At 53.2% G+C, this 16,072-nt stretch carries 14 protein-coding genes and 1 pseudogene; 5 read left to right on the forward strand and 10 right to left on the reverse strand.

All coding sequences use genetic code 11. The features are described 5' to 3' along the window. Window positions 1-415: 415 nt before the first annotated feature. Entirely contained in the window at window positions 416-2,983 is a 2,568-nt protein-coding gene (locus ACFPOF_RS15490; protein WP_378134430.1) for an adenosylcobalamin-dependent ribonucleoside-diphosphate reductase, read from the reverse strand. Between the two features lie 397 nt (window positions 2,984-3,380). Between ACFPOF_RS15490 and ACFPOF_RS15495 the strand changes: the two genes are divergently transcribed. The 3 genes from ACFPOF_RS15495 (at window position 3,381) to ACFPOF_RS15505 (ending at window position 7,141) form a co-directional block, all read left to right on the forward strand. Next, window positions 3,381-5,117 carry a DEAD/DEAH box helicase gene (locus tag ACFPOF_RS15495; protein ID WP_378134432.1) on the forward strand — a complete coding sequence of 579 codons (1,737 nt, stop codon included), beginning with the start codon at window positions 3,381-3,383 and terminating at the stop codon, window positions 5,115-5,117. Next, entirely contained in the window at window positions 5,114-5,998 is an 885-nt protein-coding gene (locus ACFPOF_RS15500) for a YqhG family protein (RefSeq protein ID WP_378134148.1), read from the forward strand. The genes ACFPOF_RS15495 and ACFPOF_RS15500 overlap by 4 nt, the downstream gene beginning before the upstream one ends. Window positions 5,999-6,217: 219 nt before the next feature. Continuing rightward, window positions 6,218-7,141: a hypothetical protein gene (locus ACFPOF_RS15505; RefSeq protein WP_378134150.1), complete on the forward strand. Its 924-nt coding sequence runs from the start codon at window positions 6,218-6,220 to the stop codon at window positions 7,139-7,141. Here ACFPOF_RS15505 and ACFPOF_RS15510 read toward each other — a convergent pair. Further along, a complete protein-coding gene (locus ACFPOF_RS15510) occupies window positions 7,132-7,386 on the reverse strand; it encodes a YqzE family protein (protein WP_378134152.1) in 255 nt (84 codons plus the stop codon). The two genes, ACFPOF_RS15505 and ACFPOF_RS15510, sit on opposite strands and share 10 nt — an antisense overlap. 163 nt (window positions 7,387-7,549) lie before the next feature. Between ACFPOF_RS15510 and ACFPOF_RS15515 the strand changes: the two genes are divergently transcribed. Next, on the forward strand, window positions 7,550-8,296 hold the full coding sequence (locus tag ACFPOF_RS15515) for an N-acetylmuramoyl-L-alanine amidase family protein (RefSeq protein WP_378134154.1): 747 nt from the start codon (window positions 7,550-7,552) through the stop codon (window positions 8,294-8,296). 353 nt (window positions 8,297-8,649) lie between these two features. Here ACFPOF_RS15515 and ACFPOF_RS15520 read toward each other — a convergent pair whose 3' ends face one another. From ACFPOF_RS15520 to ACFPOF_RS15535, 4 genes are all read right to left on the reverse strand, one after another. After that, the gene (locus ACFPOF_RS15520) at window positions 8,650-9,462 is read right to left on the reverse strand and encodes a divergent polysaccharide deacetylase family protein (RefSeq protein WP_378134156.1); all 813 of its coding nucleotides are present in this window, start codon (window positions 9,460-9,462) and stop codon (window positions 8,650-8,652) included. Between the two features lie 134 nt (window positions 9,463-9,596). Next, window positions 9,597-10,799: a glycoside hydrolase family 130 protein gene (locus ACFPOF_RS15525; RefSeq protein WP_378134158.1), complete on the reverse strand. Its 1,203-nt coding sequence runs from the start codon at window positions 10,797-10,799 to the stop codon at window positions 9,597-9,599. Between the two features lies 1 nt (window position 10,800). Next, window positions 10,801-12,024, reverse strand: coding sequence for an AGE family epimerase/isomerase (locus ACFPOF_RS15530; protein WP_378134159.1), 1,224 nt, complete (start codon window positions 12,022-12,024; stop codon window positions 10,801-10,803). Window positions 12,025-12,217: 193 nt separating this feature from the next. Continuing rightward, the gene (locus ACFPOF_RS15535; RefSeq protein ID WP_378134161.1) at window positions 12,218-13,273 is read right to left on the reverse strand and encodes a LacI family DNA-binding transcriptional regulator; all 1,056 of its coding nucleotides are present in this window, start codon (window positions 13,271-13,273) and stop codon (window positions 12,218-12,220) included. 151 nt (window positions 13,274-13,424) lie between these two features. Between ACFPOF_RS15535 and ACFPOF_RS15540 the strand changes: the two are divergent. Next, window positions 13,425-13,772, forward strand: a pseudogene (locus ACFPOF_RS15540) (type I phosphoribosyltransferase); the annotation flags it as partial. A 94-nt stretch (window positions 13,773-13,866) separates the two neighbouring features. Here ACFPOF_RS15540 and ACFPOF_RS15545 read toward each other — a convergent pair. The 4 genes from ACFPOF_RS15545 to ACFPOF_RS15560 all read right to left on the reverse strand — a co-directional run bounded on the left by ACFPOF_RS15545 (window position 13,867) and on the right by ACFPOF_RS15560 (window position 16,064). Beyond that, window positions 13,867-14,349: a WGxxGxxG family protein gene (locus tag ACFPOF_RS15545; protein ID WP_378134163.1), complete on the reverse strand. Its 483-nt coding sequence runs from the start codon at window positions 14,347-14,349 to the stop codon at window positions 13,867-13,869. A 158-nt stretch (window positions 14,350-14,507) separates the two neighbouring features. Then, window positions 14,508-14,792 carry a hypothetical protein gene (locus ACFPOF_RS15550; protein WP_378134165.1) on the reverse strand — a complete coding sequence of 95 codons (285 nt, stop codon included), beginning with the start codon at window positions 14,790-14,792 and terminating at the stop codon, window positions 14,508-14,510. Continuing rightward, window positions 14,767-15,489, reverse strand: coding sequence for a cupin domain-containing protein (locus ACFPOF_RS15555; protein WP_378134167.1), 723 nt, complete (start codon window positions 15,487-15,489; stop codon window positions 14,767-14,769). The genes ACFPOF_RS15550 and ACFPOF_RS15555 overlap by 26 nt, the downstream gene beginning before the upstream one ends. Window positions 15,490-15,578: 89 nt before the next feature. Continuing rightward, a complete protein-coding gene (locus ACFPOF_RS15560) occupies window positions 15,579-16,064 on the reverse strand; it encodes a helical membrane plugin domain-containing protein (RefSeq protein ID WP_378134169.1) in 486 nt (161 codons plus the stop codon). Window positions 16,065-16,072 lie beyond the last annotated feature (8 nt).

Below are 16,072 nucleotides of genomic sequence, written 5' to 3' on the forward strand. Positions count from 1 at the left end.
CCAATGAATAACCTTTATTTTACGCCAACCGCAGGATAAGCGCTTTCTTTTATCGCGAATCGATATTACCATGAGGAGCAGCGATGTAAAAGGCTGTTAACCTGCGAAATGGTTTGAAATCAGGTTGGCTTGATGGCGGAAGCCAAATTCAATAGCTATCCGATCGATCGATTAGTTAATTGTGAAACAATTCCCTCGCGGATTTTCGAATTTTCATACCGTCATTTAATTTTACATCAAGAGTATAATAACTGGACCTTCAACGTATCCCGGTATGTATTGTGACGATTGTTCATTTTTTAGGATAAGATGCATGAAAAATATCCCGATGACCTTAAATCATCATCGGGATTTTCTTTACTACTGGTTCCAGACGGACGGACGACATTAAAATTCATCTACACTTTTACATTAGTTAGCTGCACTTGCTATAACCACAATTCCCGCAAGTTTTGCAACCTTCCACGTTCAGCAGCGATGCCGAGCCGCAGGAAGGGCACAAGTCTTTCGACGTGTACGGAACTTTCGTTTTCTCCGTTACGATCGGCGTTTCGGCCGCTGCAGCGTGTTCGTGTCCTTCATCGCCGAGGCCAGCGTGTGCTTCGAGCGCTTGGGCGACCGCGTCCGCGATCGACTCGACGCGGTTCGGACCGAAGCCGACGGCGCCGGAACCTCCGATGCCTTTCAGGTGCTTGACGAGCAGCTCCACTTTGTTGCCATGGTCGCCGTACCGGAGGAACAACGAGCAGACGCGACCCAGCGCTTCCGCCATCGCGAACACGTCGGAGCCGGCTTTGCCGACGTTCAGGAAAATTTCCCCCGGCGTGCCGTCAATATCGTTCACCGTAATATACGCCATGCCGAACGGCGTATTGTATTTGTACGTCGCGCCGCGAAGAATTTTCGGCCGGCTCTTGTATTGCTTATCGAACGTCGCTTTCTGCTCCGGAGTCACAGACACGTTAAGCGATGCGTTTAGCGTCTCTGCAGGCGTTGCGACTGCCGATGTTGCAGCTGGCGAAGAAACATCTGCCTCCGCTTTCGCTTCCGTCTTCTTCTCGTCTTTCGCCGTGCTCAGCACTTGAACGTCGCGGCTGCCGTCGCGGTAGATCGTGACGCCTTTGCAACCGAGTTCGAACGCGAGCTCGTACAATTCCGCAGTTTCTTCGACCGTAAAGTCGTTCGGGCAGTTCGCCGTCTTGGAGATCGAGCTGTCGACCCAGCGCTGGATCGCCGCTTGCACGCGAATGTGATCCTTCGCGGACAAATCCATCGAAGTCACGAACCATGCCGGCAAATCTTCGCCCGGGTGCGAGTCCTTCCACTCCTGCGCAATCGGTACGAACTGCTTGTCGAAGCCGAGACGGCTTTGACGGAAAAATTCGAACGCGAAATAGGGTTCGATGCCCGTCGACGTGCCAACCATCGTGCCCGTAGAACCTGTCGGTGCTTGGGTAATGACGGTAACGTTGCGCATACCGCGCTTTTTCACCGCTTCTCCGACTTCCGGATATGTCCCGACCATATTTTTCATAAAGCCGGATTGCAGGAACGGTTCCGCTTCGAACGCGGGGAACGAGCCTTTCTCCGCCGCGATCTCGGTCGAAGCGAGATACGCCTCGCGAGCCATGAAGCCGTACAGCTTGTCTAGGAATTCCAGGCTTTCCGGGCTGCCGTAACGAACTTCGAGACGGATCATCAGCTCGGCAAGTCCCATTGTTCCGAGGCCGACACGACGCTCGTTCTGTTGGTTTTTCTCATTCTCGGGGAAATGGTAAGGCGTCTTGTCGATGACATTGTCCAAAAAACGCGTCGAATAGCGAACGACTTTGGACAGTTCGTCCCACGCGACGTCGTGTTTCTCTTCATCATAGAACTTGGACAGATTAATGGCGGACAAGTTGCACACGCCCCACGCCGGCAATCCTTGTTCACCGCACGGATTCGTACAAATAATCGGGTTAAAATACCAGCTGTTCGACATCTGGTTGTAGTATTCCATAAAGACGACGCCCGGCTCGGCCGATTTCCACGCGCCTTCGATAATGCTATTCCACACGTCGCGTGCGCGTACGGTACGATAGTGAACGACAGCTTTGCCGCGTTGCTTCCATTTCTCCAGGTCGCCGTCCCACAACGCATCATAGTCGATATCTTTCGAATCCGGGAATACGAGATCCCAGTCCTTATCTTCTTTTACGGCTTTCATAAACGCGTTGCTGACGCAGACGGACAAATTCGCATTCGTCACTTGGCCCATCGTCTGCTTGACCGTAATAAAGTCCTGCACGTCCGGGTGCCAATCGTTGATCATCAACATGAGCGCGCCGCGACGGCTGCCGCCTTGCTCGATCAGGCCGGTCGTGTAACTGAATAAGCCGCCCCACGATACGGCGCCGCTAGACGAACCGTTCACGCCTTTGACGATCGAACGGCGAGGACGAAGCGAAGACAAGTTAATGCCGACGCCGCCTCCGCGAGCCATAATCTCTGTCATCTCGGACAGCGTCTGCATAATGCCTCCGCGGCTATCATGAGGGGACGGGATAACGTAGCAGTTAAACAGCGTCAATTCTTCGCTCGCGCCTGCCCCGGCAGCGATACGGCCGCCCGGCACAAGCTTCCAATCGTCTAATAGCCAGCGGAACTTCTCCGACCATGCTTTCTGTTTCTCCGGCGTATCTTCAACGGAAGCCATTGCGTTCGCAAGGCGTGCCCACAAGTCTTCCGGCGTTTTCTCAATCGTAAGGGTTAATTTCTCAACGTGAGACTCCACCAGCTCGCCGTTGCGAAGCTTGACCGTAACCGTATCGCCTTCACGCTTCACGACTTCTCCGACTTCTTTAGCCGGGAACTTCGGATCATCTTTCGTTAGAACGAGAACGACGTCGCCGACTTTCGTCTGGCTCGAGTCGGCGTTCTTCCACGCGTAGCGGTCCAGAAATATTTTCTCGCTGAGGCCTTCCAACCGTTTCGACTGCATCGTATTCAATGCGATACACCCTCCCAAGAAAGAAATAAAAGAAAATAGAAGACGATAAATCGCCCGATCCGCAATACGCTCTGAATATCAGACCGTACAAGATATGGTGTGCGTAATTCATTATACATGACCACATCTGGTGCTTCCATAGGTCATACAGCATGTTCACAATTCATAAGCGGATCTTGTTTTGAAAACGATGCGTTTGCTCATACTAACAGTAAGTGTTTCAAAAAAGTCTCGTTAGAATTACGAGGAGGAGCAACCGTTGCCAACCCCACACCCTCACTCTTCTTCCGCCGGTATGCCGACCGGTGCGGTTTCGCCTGCCGCTCTGCCGCAAGCCGAATTGCCGCCGATGGAAGCGGGGGCTCAGCCTTTGTCAGAGAAACAGGACATGAAACCATTCGGCAGCCCCGTCTCAGACGTCCCGCCGCGGAAGCTGCACCCGTTAGTCGATTTGCATATCGAGCGTTCCCCTTTCGATGAGCTGGAACGCCGACTTGAACGGAATGGCCCTTGGGACGACTGGGCGATGTACCAACTCGCGCTTGAATCCGAGGAGTCGGCTCTCGTGACCGATTTTCACGCGCTTCGGTGCTTGTCCGTGCTGCCGCATTTCGAACCTCTCCCCCATCAAGTCGAGACGGCACGCAAGGTGCTGCATGAGATGAGAGGCAGAGCGATTCTCGCTGACGAAGTCGGTCTCGGAAAAACGATCGAAGCCGGACTCATCCTGAAAGAATATTTGATTCGCGGCCTCGCCCGAAAAGTGCTAATCCTTGTGCCCGCTTCCCTTGTCCTGCAGTGGGTTCGCGAGTTAAACAGCAAGTTCGACATTCCGGCCGTCGCGCAGCGCAAAACGTACATGTGGGACAACGACATCGTCGTGGCGTCCATCGACACGGCGAAGCGGGAGCCCCATCGGGACACGCTGCTGAACGAAGAGTTCGATCTTGTTATTGTCGACGAAGCGCATAAGTTAAAAAATAAAAAAACCGGCAATTACCACTTCATTAACGAGCTTCGCAAAAAATATTGCCTGTTGTTGACCGCCACGCCCGTCCAGAACGACTTGTCCGAGCTGTATAACCTGATTACGCTGCTGAAGCCCGGACAACTCGGCGGAGAAGGCGACTTTGCCGCCAATTTCGTCGCTGACCGTCGGGTCCCGAAGAATGAAGCTCAGCTTCATGAGACGCTCGGCCAGGTCATGATCCGCAATCGCCGCAGTGACGGCGGCGTCGAGTTCACCAAACGTATCGTTACGAATGTCCCGCTCCGGTTGTCTGCCGAAGAAATGGCGCTGTACGAAGGCGTTACCGATTATGTTCGCAAACACGCGTCCTCGGAGAGCGGAGTTGACCTGGCAAGCATGCTCTCTCTCGTCACGTTACAGCGAGAAGTGTGCTCGAGTCGCGATGCGGTTTTCCTGACGCTGATCAACCTGTTCAAGAAGACAACTGAGGATTCCCCGCTCCGCGCCAGAATCTGGGAACTCGTCGAACTGATCAAGAGCATCAAATCGAACACCAAAGCGGAGAAAACGATTGAGCTCATTCGTGCGATGGACGACAAAGTGATCGTGTTCACGGAATATCGGGCAACGCAGGAATATTTACTGAAATTTTTCCAGGAACGCGACATAACGGCTGTACCATACAGAGGAGGCATGAACCGCGGCAAAAAAGACTGGATGATGGATCTATTCCGCAGACGAGCCCAAGTGATGATCGCGACCGAAGCCGGAGGCGAAGGCATCAATCTGCAATTCTGTCGACATGTCATTAATTTCGATTTGCCTTGGAACCCTATGCGGGTCGAACAGCGCATCGGGCGCGTTCACCGGTTAGGCCAGACGCGGGACGTCGAAATTTATAATCTATGTACGCTCGGAACGATCGAAGAACATATCGTACACCTGCTCCATGAGAAAATCAATATGTTTGAATTGGTTATTGGCGAGCTTGACGAAATTATCCAGCAGTTCGAGAAAGAAGAGTCTCTCGAACGCAGATTAGCCCAACTCGTATTGGAAGCGGCGGATGGCAACGAACTGCGGCAAAAAATCGACGGGCTCGGAGACACGCTGCTGCAGACGAGGGAACACATGAAGCGGGAGAGTCGGCCATGAACGCCAAACAAGTTCAGAAATACGTCATGGGTTACCTCGAGTCGACCGGCTGTCTCATTCTCGAGAAGAACCCCGCATATGTGACGGTCAAATTGTCCCCCGAGGCGGACCGGGCGCTCACGAACCGACCATATTATTGGAGTTTTGTCGATCGCACCGGCTCGGAACCGGAGACGATGACGTTCCGCTGGACGTTCGAACCGCCTTCGATGGCGGAAAGAGCAGCAGCCAATCCGATTTCCTACATCGTAACGGAGTCAGGGCGAATTGTTCAGGAAGATGCTTATTATGGCTCGCGCAGGCTACTGCAAATTTTCGAAGCGGCCCGCCAATGGGGCCGTTGTGTCACGATGTTCGAGGAACCGCCGCGCGGCAAGGGCGATCCGTTCGGTTCCCGTCCCTATACCGCCTGGCTCGGCGCCAACTTCAAAGTCGGTTACGAGTGCGATATGAAAAGGGAAGAGATGTACGGTTGGGGCATTTCTCTAGCAACAGGTGTCATTAACGAGAAATTCATGGAGACGCTGGCCGAGAAGAAGCTAACGCCTCGGCTGCCTTCCAACGTGCATCTGCTTCGAAACGGTCTGTCGCTTCGCAAGGCGATGAATCAGCTCGAACTGACATTAGAAAGGAAGCTGCGAGTAGGAGACTTCACATGGGCGGTTGATGCGGAGGAACGAAGACAAGACGAGCTTGACCGCATTCGTCACTACTACGAGCCGATGCTGGAAGCGATGACCCACCCCGATCAGCAGACGCAGAAAGAGGCGGTGTCCGCCAGGTACGAGCAGAGGCAGGCCGAGATCGATTGGCAATATCGCCCTCGCGTGACGCTCTCCGTCATCAACTGCGGCATTTTTCATCTGCCCGGCATCGAATGACAGCTGCAAGTAGTAAGCTTCGATGTTCCGCCGTTAATCGGCAAAAATAGAACCTGTCAGGCCCGATGCGTCCGACATGAAGCAACAGATTCGGCAAAGCTTGTCCTTTACAATAAAGCGACGCGGCGCCCCGCGCACAGAAAGCCGTCGGAGCCTATCGGTTTCGATGCCGCCAGCGCGGGCGAGAGCCGCTCCATCACTTGATTTGCAGGAGGTCCTATGTCCGTTCATCGACAGCGTACTTTCCGCATCCGCGTCTCGAAGCTAATGGCAACAGCCGCGATGCTTATTGCTTGCATACCATCTTTCGCTTCCGCTCATGCTTCCGTCCCCCCGCCTGCTGTAGCCGCTGTTCAGGCGACAGCACCGATTCCGTCCAAGCTTGAACGCCAAGTGGCTGAATGGGTCGCCGTCCTATCGAAGCAGACGCCTTTTAAGGCATGGCAAGGCACCGACCCGCAGATCGAAGCGCTCGGTCCGGGCACGCACAGCTGGCTCGTCCTTTTCTCCAAACAAGGCAAAGATATCGGTTATATGGTCGTACATGCAGTCACCGATGGCACCTTTCAATTAGGGGAATACGGCACCGGCCCGTACTCGTTATTCTCCAAAACCATTCTCAAGCGCTCGCTCATCGACGGAGGTCTTGCGACCGCAGAACAGCTTCCCGGGATCGTAGCGGTCAAACATTACATTCACCCTTTCGCTGCGGTCTGGGAAGTGACTGTAGGCGAGGATACGTATTGGCTCGACGCTAAGACGGCGGAACAACTGCCGCTGGATGCACGGTCATGGCATTCGTTGTTCCCGGATAATAAATCGTTATACCAACTAACATCGACCGGCGCGAAAATATCCTCTCTCAAGCTTAACGAGCCATTCGATCCCTATGAAAAGCTCCCTTGGTTAACGGGAGACACCCCGTTTAATGCCAAAGACGCCGCTGTGTTAAAGAAGCGGCTTGATAGCAACAAACATTTAAGATATGTAACCGAACCATTCGGCGAGGCCATGCTGTATGCCGTTCCGATCATCGGCTATCAGCGCTGGTCGAACGGTCGGATGGACTTGGCGATCGACATGGAAGGCGACCGTTTCATTCCGATCGGGGCCATGCTCGATCGAGGCTTCTTTTATCGATAAGACGAAGGCTCAACCGCGCGCGCCGCTTCCTGGCGCGTTTTATTTTTGCGATCGGCGCGCCCCGTCCACCATACCTGCACTCCGAGCGGCGCCACCCCGAACCATCTCGTCAGCCACGGTTCGCGGCTGATTTTGCTCGTATGCCCTTTCGCTTTTTCATCGTCAGCCGTTTGCGGTGACGCTGTCTTCTCCATATAACCGACAACTTTCTCCGTCACGTATCTTATATACTCGGAACTATCCATCGTTTGTTCCTCCTCCTTGCTTGTATTATGCCCGATCGGAAGCCCGTTCAATCTTTCCGGATCGCCCTTTCGACATGCTTGCATGAGGTTGTCCGATTTGTGCCACGATAACAGTACAACTGTGCGGACGGAGAAAGCCGTTCCGCCGAAGGAGGATTGCCGCTTGAAAATAACGCCGTTCTTCCCTCATACTCCGACGAGACTACCGAATGCCAAACGGCTTGCTCGTCTTATCCTGTTCAGCTTCGCATTGCTGCTGGCATCCGGATGGACCTGGCGGACAGAAACGCCGATCGATCCTGAACATCCAATCGAATATACGCTGCCGACGGCCGACGTGCTCATCGATGCCGGGCATGGCGGCATCGACGGCGGAACCCATTGGAACGATGTGCTGGAAAAAGACATTAATCTGGAAGTGTCACGGAAGCTGTATTTGCTGCTTCGAAGCAAAGGCATCAAAGTGATTTTGAACCGAACGGGCGATTACGCGCTCAGCGACGATAATCGCTGGCATATGACGCGCTCCCGCCATCGGAAAGACTTGTCCCAACGTCATGGCCTCTCCGACGAAGTCGGCGCAGATTTGTTCGTTAGCATTCACGTGAACTGGTCGCCCAAAGGCAACAAGCGCGGCCCCCTTGTCATCCATCAAGGCGAAGGACGCAGCGCGATGCTAGCCGGCTTCATTCAAGACAGCTTGAACCGTCAACAGAATGTGTTCAGACTGCCCCAGGCGGCTGATCAATTTTATTTGCTGAATCGGGTGAAAGTGCCGAGTGTCATCGTCGAAACAGCTTTCCTGAGCGATGCCGGCGATCGGAAAATGCTCACCTCCATTCCCGGGCAAAATCGGCTCGCCGCCGCCATCGCAAGCGGCATATTGGGCTATCGCCAATTTTGCCCTTAACGAGAGCCGGGTTGGCGAGTGGAATAGTGGTCTGCAGGAACATTATTCCAGCCTGAATCGAGTTAGCGAGCGAATTAGTGATCTGCGGGAACGTTAGTTCGGCGAAATCGGGTTGGAGAGCGGAATAGTGATCCGCGGGAACATTATTTCGGAGAAAACCGGGTTGGCGAGCGGAATAGTGGTCTGCAGGAACATTATTCCAGCCCGAATCGAGTTAGCGAGTGCAATAGTGATCTGCTGGAACGTTAATTCGGCGAAATCTGATCAAGCGGGTGCAGTAGCACAAAGTGGGCATGACTCCCGGCCAGTTTCGTGCCTTAAACGAAGTAGAGGGGGCAGTTGCCCCCTCTTCCTTATTGCTTATTTTGTTCGTCGGCAACAGGCATCGTCGATGGCAGTAAGCGGGATAGCGGCACGAACGTCGCTTTGCCGGTCAGCTCCGGAATCGCCTGTTTTAGCGCTCCCGAGGTGTACAAGCCTGGGGAGCCGACATGGCCGATGACGATGCATTTATCGTGGCTTTCGATAAATTTCTTAACGACTGAAATTTGATGCATGACATGGCTGTGCGTATAGACGTCGTCGAGGAATACGTCATTTCGCAATGTAGTCACGCCAAGCTCGCCTGCGACTTTCGGTACAACCGTCTTAAACGATGTGCGGCTATCGAGGAAAAAGAGTCCTTTCTCCTTGCATACTTGGAGTACAACCTTCATCACTCGCGCATCCGCCGTTGCCTTCGAGCCCATATGATTGTTCATGCCGATCGCATGCGGTACTTCGGCGATCGCCGCTTCGACGCGACGGCGAATTTCTTCGTCGCTCAAATCCGTCGTAATCGCTCCCGGACCGAGCCAGCTTTTGAGCCCTTTTACCGGCTCCATCGGCATATGGACGATAACATCGTGTCCCTTACGGAATGCCGCTTCCGCGTCGGCTTTGGTCGTCGGTAGAAACGGCATAACCGCGACCGTCAGCTTAATCGGCAAATCCAGCATTTGCGGCGTTCCTTTCATCCCGTTGCCGAAGTCGTCGATGACGACCGCGATTTGCCTGCTCGCAGGTTTCTCTTTCTCCTCCGCATGCACGCTTACGCTACCGAACAGCATGCCCGCTGCGAGCAGCAGCGCGATTTTGCGTCCTGACGGACGACCATTTACTTTCATTTCGCATCCTCCTGATAAACCGAGTCGTCGGTATGATATCCCCTTCGCTCAGTATCGGTCGGATTGGCAACAAATATGTGTGTTTATAAGCCACAAGCTATAAGGCCTTCGGACGATGCACGACTATGCGACATTCAATCTTTTAGAAAAGCGAACTCCGGCGTTTCCATCAGCTTTAAGTTCGCAGAGATAAGCGCGGAACGCTGCTCGACACTAGTCCGGGAACGGAAAAGATCTTCCGGCGTATTCACGCACGCATCGACCAGTTTCTCCACCGTCGTCTCCGCGACGTGAATGCGCGTGTCCGAAGATGCGTAATAGATGTATACTTCGCCGCTTTCTTTCGCGATGACGCCGTTACAGAACACGACGTTGGATACGTCGCCGACCCGTTCGATGCCTTCCGGCGCGATCAGATGACCGCCAGGGGCGTGAATGACGAGACTTGGGTCTTCGAGGGACGTCATAAACATATACAACACGTATCGAAGGCCGGCAGCTGTATTGCGAACGCCGTGGGCGATGTGGAGCCATCCTTTGTCCGTCTTGATCGGCGCTGCGCCCTGGCCGTTCTTTACTTCTTTGATCGTATGGTAGTACCGAGTATCCACGATCGTCTCTTGTTCGATGACGGCGGGGTTCATGCTCTCAGACAAACCCCAGCCGATACCGCCTCCGGAGCCCGCATCGATGAATCCGTCTTGCGGACGGGTATAGAACGCATATTTGCCGTCGACAAACTCCGGATGAAGGACGACGTTGCGTTGCTGCGCGGAAGGTGTCTTCAAGTCGGGGAGACGCTCCCATGCCTTCAAGTCTTTCGTGCGAACGATGCCGCCTTGCGCAACCGCGCTCGACAAGTCGCCGGCCGGGGCGTTCGGATCTTTGCGCTCGGTGCAGAACACGCCGTAGATCCAGCCGTCCTCGTGTTTTGTTAGTCGCATATCGTAAACGTTCGTGTCCGGGTTATCGGTTTCCGGAAGCAGCACCGGGTATTCCCAGAACTTAAAGTTGTCTACGGGACTGTCGCTCTCGGCGATGGCGAAAAACGATTTGCGGTCTACGCCTTCAACGCGAACGATCAAGTAGATTTTACCGTTCAGTTCGATCGCGCCGGGGTTAAACGTCGCGTTGACGCCGAGTCTTTCCAACAGCAGCGGATTCGTCTCCGGATTGAGATCGTAACGCCAGTAGATCGGCGCGTGCGCGCTCGTAAGCACCGGAAATTCGTATCTCGTGTACACGCCGTTGTTATTTACCGTCGGCACATTCGAACGATCGATAAGTCGAACGTAGTTTTCTTTCAGTACTTTTAATTTCCGCATAAATTCGCTCATATTAATGAACCTCCATATTCGGGATTTGTGCCAATCTTTCCATTGCTTCCAGACATGCTCGGCTATTATGATACGGGCACTTCCATGGGTCGACTTTAGCGTGAGCCACATTCGGCGTGCCGTCCCGCGCCACTTGCCAGTGCCATTCGCCGTTCTCGCGATCGATCATGAATGTCTTCGTAAATTGCCAGTTGGCATACGCCGCACGCAGCATCGCATCGTCCCCGCTTAAACAGTACGCGTTCAGAAAACCGACCATTGCTTCCGCCTGAGGCCACCATTCTTTGGCGTCATCGATATGCCCATGGCCGTCCGCTTCGTTAAATACAGCGCCATCAGCGTCCACGCCTTCCGCAAGCGTCGTCTCCGCCATCGCTAATGCTTCCGCCCTCACACGGGCGATCGTGTCCCCGTCTCCGAGCGCTTCAGCCGCTTCGCACAGCAGCCAGCTTCCTTCGATGTCATGACCGAATGAAATATGATCGGATTTCGATTGCCACTCGTCGTCGAAAAACAACCGGAAATGATGCGTGCTTCCGTCCGCGATCAGGTCGAGATGAATATCGATCAGCTCGGCCAGCCTCACACGCAAGTGCTCTGGCTTCCATATAAGATACAAGTTCGTATATGCCTCGAGCACGTGAAGATGAGTGTTCATCGACTTACGCTCGTTCATATCTTTCGTGCTTAGACTAAGATCGCTCGTCTCTGACCACTCACGCGCCAGTGCTTCCACATAACCTCTATGGACAGAGTCACAAGCATGCCTTTCAAGGAGGATATACAGCTCCTTCGCCCATTCGAGTGCTTCTTCCGTATCTGTTGCCCGATAATATTCCGACAATGCGTAAATCGCGAATGCTTGCCCGTACACCTGCTTCTTGTCCTGGACAGGTTTCCCGTCCTTGTCGATCATCCAGAACAGACCGCCATGCTCACGATCGCAAAATCGGTCGTGCAACTCTGAGTAAGCCCGCTTTGCCATACTTAGATAAGCTGGATCTCCGTAAATGCGGTAAGCTGCGGCGAAGCTCCATAGGATGCGGGCATTCAGCACCAGACCTTTGTTCGCGTCTGGCACTATCGTCATGTCGCCGCGAATTTCCCCCACGAACCCTCCATTCTGGCGATCTACCGTGTGTTCGATCCAGAAGCCAAGAATATTGCTTCTTAGGGTGTCCTCCAGTTCCGCACGCCATTGCCCGATCGTTAGCCCATCTTCCAAGTCTCCACGCCCTTTCAGATCGCCAGAGCAATAACAGTTATTTCGTTAGCTTTATATAGCTAATTTATTGATAACAATATTGAAAATTGTATCACCGTCAGTCCGTTTGTCAATCGTTTTCTGCCCTTTCCGGGAAAGAAAAAACCGCCCGCAGAGGGGCGGCGATAACCGAACGCCAAACGAACCAGACGTCTCAGCGCGACGCTGTCGACTCGCGCGGGACAAAATCCCCCGCAAGGAGAATTTTCTCCTTCGGGGCATCGGGATGAGAAATTCGCCATATTAGAGTCTCCACGGCGCGTTGCCCAAGCGCTTCTTTGTTGACGTGGACGGTGCTAAGCTTAGGCGAGAACAAACTTGCATCCTCGATATTATCGAAACCGCAAATCGACACCTCACCGGGAACTTCGACGCCCAGCTTCATCAGCGCAGTCATCATACAGATCGCGATCGAATCGTTCGCGCAGACGAACGCCGTCGGCAGCCGTCCCGCTCCCTTCAACTCTCGCAAGATCGGCTCAAGTTGTTCCGTCATTTCTGAACGATTTATACCCTCGAATTCAAGCAATTTGTTTTCTTGCAGCAACTCGAATCCTTGCTCCTCCAACAGGGAGCGAAAGCCGAGCCAGCGGTCGAAGAAGCTGCGGGAATGCCGGACATTACCGACAAATTGAAGCTGATTATGGCCATTACCCAGCAAGTAATTCGTTGCTTTACGAACGCACTCATAATTATTCATGAACAGGACGTCCGACGGAATCAAAGAGTCCTCATGATCAACGAGCACGAACGGGATGCCCAACTTGCGGATTTCAAGCAGCAACTGGTTCGAGATGAGGCCGACTCCGATCAAGCCGAGCACGGCGTCCGCATTAATGAGCTTGGCGAAATTATCCGTAATGTGTTCGGTTACGATCATCATACCCAAGCTGTTGATCTCGAGCCCTTCCGTAATCCCGTCGATGATTCTCCCCCAGAACGTTGACTGCCGATTTTGTTCCCGAACGTTAGGGAGGAGAACAACAATGGTATCCCGATCTGTTGAGGGGCGTCGGGTCGGCACCGTCGGCCGACTGGCGGCGAGCTTGTTACGTTTCTGAGAGAAATAACCGAGTTGGGTGGCTGCCTGGATGATTTTCTCTCTCGTATCGGGACTAACACCGGATTTGCCTGATAGCGCTTTGGATACCGCGAATTTGGACAGTCCTACGTGATCCGCGATTTGCTGCATTGTCATTTTTTTCGACATGGTACAGTTCACTCCACTCGCCTAAGCGAAGATGATAACAAAACTACTTTTGTTATCATAACATAATGTTTAAGCTAACAATGTGTTTTATTCGGACAGGCCACTCAAATGAATGACAAGAGTGATAAACTATAGGAAAGGGGGAAATCACATGGAACTGCTGAAGAAGAAAATCATCGATGAAGGAATCGTGTTGAGCGATCAGGTGCTAAAGGTGGATTCGTTCTTAAATCACCAGGTCGACCCCTTGCTCATGCTCGAGATTGGGAGAACTTTCGGTACTTTGTTCCGGGAAAGCAAGATCGGCAAAATCGTCACGATCGAGTCGTCGGGCATCGCTCCAGCGGTAATGACCGGTCTCGAGCTCGGCATCCCAGTCGTGTTCGCCCGCAAACGCAAATCAATGACGCTGCAATCGGACTTATATACGGAGAAAGTGTGCTCGTTCACGAAAATGGAAGAAAATGAAGTGTCCGTCGCAGCTAAGTTTTTATCCAAGGGCAGTAATACACAAAAATCCCCGTAGCCACTCTCCTGCAGGAAAGAGGGTTACGGGGATTTTGTCACTTCATGGTCATTTTCAGAACCGCTGTTTACCGAACTTCGTCACGGCTTTTGCTTCTCATGCCCGCCAGCCCGAATAAGCCGAGCAGACCAAGCCAGCCCCAGTTAAACGTACGTTTGGTTGTCGTTTCAAGTGTCCGCACTGGGTGGTTAATTTTTTCCGTCAAGTTAGTGCTGTACGGTCTGTACGCGTTCATCCGCGTCGAGTCGTAAGCGCCGTAACGGTTTACACCGTCATTGTTCGTTCCATAAGCGTTGTACGTTCCGACCATCCCTGTTCCCGTCCGCGAGCGGGCATTCGCATCGTTGAAATAATCGTTATAAATGCCGCCGTTATACGGGATTTGGTTCATGCGCGGGTTATACGTCGGACTCGTTGTGTTCGTCGTGCTGTTGATCGTTGTCGTCGTCGGCGGCGTCGTATGGGTTGCCGTATGCGATGCGAAGGCCGGAACCGCAATTGTCAAAGACAGCGCCGATGCCAACGCCAAACTTGCCGCTTGCTTTCTCAATGTAAAACCTCCCTCGGATAATTGGACTGCTTACTTATAGTGTCCTGATCGATCTCTAATCATCCGAGGAAAGGGCAACCTGTGCGTGCGCCTGTTTTTACATTGCATTAGGTATTTGTACTGACCATATACGTATCCCGACATAAGCTACATCGTGACTATTCGTCAAAATTACACGCACGGTGGTGATAGACTTGGGATATCCTGTTGCTGGTGAAGGCGTCGGCGGCGTTAACTGTGGTGGCGGTCTGGGAGCCGCTGCAATCGCTCTCGTGCTTTTCGTTCTTCTTGTAATCATCCTGCGCGCTGGATATTGCTAAAATATGCAAAAGAAAACGAACGCCCCACGGTGCCGAGGCCGCGGGGCGTTCGTTATGTTCATACGCTTCGGCATGAGCCATCGCGAAAAAGGGAACATTAATAGGACGTGCCCGGGTAGCCAAGGCCTGGATAAGCTTCCGCCGCATACTCGCGCGACACTCGCTGTTGTTGCACGCTCACAGGCGCCGCGGAAGAAGGCATGCCCGCCATGCCCGGCTGATGACCAGCCGCATAGGGCTGCCGTACGGGTTCCTGCCTCTCGGCATGCACATGGACTTTAGCCGGAACGCAGCCGACCGGCGGACCGATTACGACGGTATCTTTAATCGGCGCGAGCGCCGCCTTCAATGTCGCTTCGTCCAAGCAATACGTGTAAGAAAGCACGTTCGGAGGCGTCAGTCTAAGCACATCCGATCCAGGAATAAATTCCGGCGTCGGCGCGTCGAAAATGGCGATAAGATGCGTCTGATCGACCGTTGCGAGTTCATAATGCCACCAGCCTTGCGGCACGTTGGCCACTTGGCCGGGACCGATCTGGTAATTCAGCAGTTTCTTCGTGAACGGGTTGATCATGGAGACGATCGCGCCGCCAGTTGCACAGTAGACAAGCTCCGTTGCGTTCTGATGCGTGTGCGGCTCGACGACGTTTCCTTTGCTCAAAAAAATGTCCAGAAGGGAAACGTTGCCTAACGTATTGAGCTGCTGAACGCCGAGCGAGTTGATCCGGTTTCGCTCGTCCTTGACATAAAAGGGATTTTTGTTGATATCATAAGTAAATTGAACGTTCGGCGACGTAAAATCCATCGAGGATGTTGCCATCGGAACCAACCCTTCTGATTGCGTATTGGGCTATCGCCCTTCGCAAACAGGGTATGCCCGCCCAGAGGATGAGTGCGCCCATTTTCACCTTAATGTTCTTCGGCCAACCCTTTGCCCATCCCTTTCAAGAAGCGTAAACCGAAACCGATCGCGCGATTGATATCCGGGTCATTCATGACTTTCATCAAGTCGAGCAACCCGACTTTTTTCGGCGATTCCAAGTAGTTTTTGGCTTCTTCCATGCCGGAAGCGACGCTGCTCAGCAGCTGCTTCGTAAGCTCGGGGTCTATTTCCGACAACGCGCCGGCCGCCCCCATAACGTTGTTAATCATGTTCGTTACCGGTTTGCGATTCGCTTGTTCGACGACGATATTCGTAATGTCCGCTTTCGCTTTCAACATCGCATGAGCCGCTTCGAGTATGCCGCTGTCATGCAATTCGCGAACCAATTCCAACGTCTTGTGCAGCGCAGCTTCGTTATCCGCAAGGTCGGCTGAAAGCTGATTGAGCGCCTGCTTTTCTTTGTCCTGCGCCGAGACTTCCGTTTTTTTGATTGTCGCGATCGGTTTAGCCATTTGCCTCC

The sequence above is a fragment of the Cohnella soli genome (assembly GCF_042655525.1).
Taxonomy (GTDB): domain Bacteria; phylum Bacillota; class Bacilli; order Paenibacillales; family Paenibacillaceae; genus Cohnella; species Cohnella soli.

What these genes read in the sequence shown, in the direction of transcription:
- ACFPOF_RS15490 (WP_378134430.1), bottom strand. Translation starts at nt 2,983, where the DNA reads ATGCAGTCGAAACGGTTGGAAGGCCTCAGCGAGAAAATATTTCTGGAC.
- ACFPOF_RS15495 (WP_378134432.1), top strand. Translation starts at nt 3,381, where the DNA reads ATGAAACCATTCGGCAGCCCCGTCTCAGACGTCCCGCCGCGGAAGCTG.
- ACFPOF_RS15500 (WP_378134148.1), top strand. Translation starts at nt 5,114, where the DNA reads ATGAACGCCAAACAAGTTCAGAAATACGTCATGGGTTACCTCGAGTCG.
- ACFPOF_RS15505 (WP_378134150.1), top strand. Translation starts at nt 6,218, where the DNA reads ATGTCCGTTCATCGACAGCGTACTTTCCGCATCCGCGTCTCGAAGCTA.
- ACFPOF_RS15510 (WP_378134152.1), bottom strand. Translation starts at nt 7,386, where the DNA reads ATGGATAGTTCCGAGTATATAAGATACGTGACGGAGAAAGTTGTCGGT.
- ACFPOF_RS15520 (WP_378134156.1), bottom strand. Translation starts at nt 9,462, where the DNA reads ATGAAAGTAAATGGTCGTCCGTCAGGACGCAAAATCGCGCTGCTGCTC.
- ACFPOF_RS15525 (WP_378134158.1), bottom strand. Translation starts at nt 10,799, where the DNA reads ATGAGCGAATTTATGCGGAAATTAAAAGTACTGAAAGAAAACTACGTT.
- ACFPOF_RS15535 (WP_378134161.1), bottom strand. Translation starts at nt 13,273, where the DNA reads ATGTCGAAAAAAATGACAATGCAGCAAATCGCGGATCACGTAGGACTG.
- ACFPOF_RS15555 (WP_378134167.1), bottom strand. Translation starts at nt 15,489, where the DNA reads ATGGCAACATCCTCGATGGATTTTACGTCGCCGAACGTTCAATTTACT.
- ACFPOF_RS15560 (WP_378134169.1), bottom strand. Translation starts at nt 16,064, where the DNA reads ATGGCTAAACCGATCGCGACAATCAAAAAAACGGAAGTCTCGGCGCAG.